Below are 3,775 nucleotides of genomic sequence, written 5' to 3'. Positions count from 1 at the left end.
TGGAGTCAAGCACGGCTGGTAAGGATAGGCGCCCACCGCGTAGTGCTATTGCCTCAAGGAGAGGGCGTGGGTCAATTTCCGATTTGATGGGCCAATAGCCTGCCAAAATGAGGCGTGAAAAATCTGTCCCTTTTTTTTCAAGGGTTTCAATAAAGTGGCGACAAGCGCGTTGTGAAAATAGGGCACGCTCTTCTTTTGAAAGAGCCTCTTGAGGCAATAAACCACTCTTGCGCTGCTGTGCACGAAGAGATGAAGTTGACAAGATCTATTCTTTTTGTAGGCTGTTCGCAAATTTCATAAGTTAAAGCCTATTGTCATTCTGATCTTATAAAGAGAGTCTTTTGCTCTTTGTTTCATAGAAAAGGGGATCTCATAGATAGAGATAAAGAGAGGCTCCATGCAAAAGGGCATGATCAATTTTGGGGGGGGCATTTATGGATGCAAACAAGCTTTATGGCTGCAAAAAATGATGCAAAAAAGGGTGATCCACAACAGCCGATGGAAAAAGTTGACCCCGGGAACCTATACAAATAGGTGGGCGCCATATGAAAAAGCCCACGGGCTTAATCAGGGACAGCTCCCTTGGAGATCACTAAGGTCTCAGGAATACGTTATTTCCTGTCGAGAAGCGCAGAACACCCTCTTTAATATAAAACAATTTCATAGCTTCTGCTAGAGATAAAATAACCTCAATCTCTTAATTTTTTATAAAGTTTTTTAGGAGGATTTTTACACCTTTGCTGGGGATTGCTGGAAATGATTGCATGATCGATGGACGGCTTATTTACAGCAAAAAAATTAAAAAACGATGGATGGGTGAGGGTGAGTAACGAAACTTTTTACATTGATGATATTTGATTTACTCTTTTGGGGCAATGTTTGATTTTGTTGTTTTGGGAGAATGCTTGGGGGAGATTTGAAGGGAGATATTTCTGATGCAGGGATGTTGGTTTAATTGAACGGGGCACCTTTGACGTTTTTGCTTTGTGAGTCATTTTTTAGGGCTGGTTCATCAATTGTGAAAGCAAGATGGGGTGAAGAGCATTGTTTCCAGGCCCCATTGTTCGCAGAGCAGAGCGGGTTTTTCGTTTGGCTTTTTTCTGTAAAATCGTTGAGACGTAAAAAAGGAAGAGGAAGTAAAGGACGTGGAGGCTTTATGCGCTGTGGAGCCTTGGGGGGCGTGTTGAGTTTTTATTATGGTATGGTAGTAGTGAAAGAAAGGTTATGGGGAAGCGCGTCTTGTGAATAGAGCGTAAGATAGGATGAAGAGGCCTAGAGCCTTTACTGGAAAGGAGAGTGTGTGGGAAATGGAGGAAGGAGAGAATGCGTATGGACAGGTTAGGATGGGCGTGTGCAAAAGGTGGTGGTGGGAAGAGATGCGTGGAGGATGGTGTGAGGGGTAGGGCTTGTTTGTGAAGTCTTATCAAACAGCCTCGTTTGAGGAGGGAGAGCTTTGTCCTATAGGGAGAATTTTCTTTTTAAAGCGCGACTGACCGGTGCTTTCAGTGATTTTTTCTTTAGGATGGCACGTTGGGATGAAGAGTATTTTAGAGTGGTATGTCTCGGTCGTGTTTGATGAAACACTGTCCTTTGAGGTGGCATGATCTGAATCTTATATTTTAGAAAGATTAACGAATAATGTTGTGTGCGGGCTTCCGCTTAATCAGAGAGCAAACACAAAATGGCTTTCTGCTTTTTAGGTTTAAGCTCTCTAAAATTTTTTAAAAGGGCATATTCTTTTTCGCTATAGGTGTCTTGATCATGGTGTGAGGGGTTTTCTTTTGTCGCAAGATCGGTGGCTAAAAGATCGGCATAAAAAAAGCTTATCGGCACTTGCAGTTTTTGAGCAATTTCAAGCAAACACCCTGCGCTGACACGATTTAAACCTTTTTCGTATTTTTGGATTTGTTGGAAACTCACTCCTAAAAAGCTTCCTAATGCTTTTTGAGAAAGCCCCATTGAAATTCTTCTATGACGAATTCTTTTCCCTATTGAAATATCAATAAAGTTTGGATTTTTGGTTTGAAAATGTGGATTTTTAGTTTGCACTTTGTGCCCCCTCCGGTTGCGAGCGCCCTCGCATTGGTATTCCGGGAGGTTGGATTCACTGAACTTAAACAGTCTCTTGTTTTTAGTGCTTATCGCACTTGGACATAACAAAAGCCCCCGGAATTTCCGGGATAGCCATAATTGTTTATGCGTTAAGTTTTAAGGAATCCAACTCCTTATTGACCGTTGCGTGGACGATCAAAAACACAGGTCTATCAATAAAGTAATTTCAGGAGATTGGCAAGAAAAATGAAAATATTTGGAAAATGAAAATTTTTTGTATCGCAAGAATGCCCTCTTATTCTGTGAAACACTACTTTTTGAGGCTGATATTGGGTCTATAGATTTACAATGTGTGTGTTTTTTGTGCGCGTGTATGTTGAATAGGGATGGACTTGTTTGCCGCGTCTTTTAACCTACTGAACTGTGAGGGGGCATCAATTTTACCAAAAGGGATATATGAGCAAATAATGTTGATGTGCGGGCTTCCGCTTAATCAGAGAGCAAACACAAAATTGCTTTCTGTTTTTTAGGCTTAAGCTCTCTAAAATTTTTTAAAAGAGCATATTCTTTTTCGCTATAGGTGTCTTGATCATGGTGTGAGGGGTTTTCTTTTGTCGCAATATCCGCGGTTAAAAGATCCGCATAAAAAAAGCTTATCGGCACTTGCAGTTTTTGAGCGATTTCAAGCAAACATCCTGCGCTTACACGATTTAAACCTTTTTCATATTTTTGGACTTGTTGGAAACTCACACCTAAAAAGCTTCCTAATGCTTTTTGAGAAAGCCCCATTGAAATTCTTCTATGACGAATTCTTTTCCCTATTGAAATATCAATAAAGTTTGGATTTTTAGTTTGAAAATATGGATTTTTAGTTTGCACTTTGTGCTCCCCGCCAAGTGCGAGCGCCCTCGCGTTGGTATTCCGGGAGTTAAAGGTACTGAATCCGAGTCAGTTTTTTTGCTTTTAGTGCAGACAAGCACCTGGACATAGCAAAAACTCCCGGAATCCCGGGATATCCGCAAAGCGGGTTCACTTTTACGCTCGGATTTAGGACCTTTAATCCCTCTTGATCGGTGCGTAGACGATCAAAATATCCTTTAAGTGGTAAAGGAATTTTAGAAGATTGGCAAGAAAAATGAAAATATTTTTGTCGTGTTATGCCGTAAATAGGGGTGTTTTGGGTGGGGTGAGAATGGTTTATGAGAGGCAAGGATAGGCCGTTGAGGGACCTTCAAGCATATCAATAAGGTGCTTTTTGTAAGCATGTGTAGAATATTTTCGGGGTGGGTTTGTCTATGCATTCTGATGAAGTACTGAACTTTGTTTACAGAGCAGAGCGGGTTTTTCGTTTGTCATTTTCTGTAAAAATGTAAAAGCGTAAAAACGTGGATCCGTAAAAAAGAAGGGAAAGTGAAGGAGGTGGAGGCTTTATGCGTTGCAGAATGTTTTAATTGTGCTTAAACTTTAAAAACTGAAAAACAAAAGGGGGGAATCTATGAACAAAATCATTAGAACAGCATTGCTGCTTTGCACTGAAATGGTTGCTGCTGGTTGTGTTATCATTGATGATGATCACTTGCCAAGTTGTAAGAAGGCTCTTGATGCCTTTAAGGCGCAAGAAATTCTTGATGTCTTGAGGGTGCAAAAAAGAAGCAACAATCCAATCAGCTCTGCGGACGAAAAAGCAGGAGTCGTATTTTGGCGCAAGTAGATGCAGCAACAA

The 3,775-nt window shown here is 41.0% G+C and carries 3 protein-coding genes, 1 other RNA gene and 1 pseudogene; 1 reads left to right on the top strand and 4 read right to left on the bottom strand.

The genetic code is table 11. The features are described from left to right. The 4 genes and pseudogenes from PVV57_RS09750 to PVV57_RS09735 form a co-directional block, all read right to left on the bottom strand. A pseudogene (locus PVV57_RS09750) lies at positions 1-262 on the bottom strand (5-formyltetrahydrofolate cyclo-ligase); the annotation flags it as partial. 217 nt (positions 263-479) lie between these two features. Next, positions 480-640, bottom strand: a non-coding RNA gene (ssrS, locus tag PVV57_RS09745) — 6S RNA. A 1,019-nt stretch (positions 641-1,659) separates the two neighbouring features. Further along, positions 1,660-2,049: a helix-turn-helix transcriptional regulator gene (locus PVV57_RS09740; RefSeq protein ID WP_273719563.1), complete on the bottom strand. Its 390-nt coding sequence runs from the start codon at positions 2,047-2,049 to the stop codon at positions 1,660-1,662. A 492-nt stretch (positions 2,050-2,541) separates the two neighbouring features. Next, positions 2,542-2,931, bottom strand: a complete 390-nt coding sequence (locus PVV57_RS09735; protein WP_273719561.1) for a helix-turn-helix transcriptional regulator — start codon at positions 2,929-2,931, stop codon at positions 2,542-2,544. Positions 2,932-3,547: 616 nt separating this feature from the next. Between PVV57_RS09735 and PVV57_RS09730 the strand changes: the two genes are divergently transcribed. After that, positions 3,548-3,763, top strand: coding sequence for a hypothetical protein (locus PVV57_RS09730; protein ID WP_273760989.1), 216 nt, complete (start codon positions 3,548-3,550; stop codon positions 3,761-3,763). Positions 3,764-3,775: the final 12 nt, after the last annotated feature.

It is taken from the genome of Bartonella sp. AU15XJBT (genome assembly GCF_028618615.1).
Lineage (GTDB): Bacteria > Pseudomonadota > Alphaproteobacteria > Rhizobiales > Rhizobiaceae > Bartonella.
The sequence above is the reverse complement of the archived record's forward strand: the minus strand, read 5'-3'. Positions and strand labels throughout refer to the sequence as shown.

Excerpts from the sequence above, each read along its gene's own strand:
- PVV57_RS09730 (WP_273760989.1), top strand. The coding sequence starts at position 3,548 with ATGAACAAAATCATTAGAACAGCATTGCTGCTTTGCACTGAAATGGTT.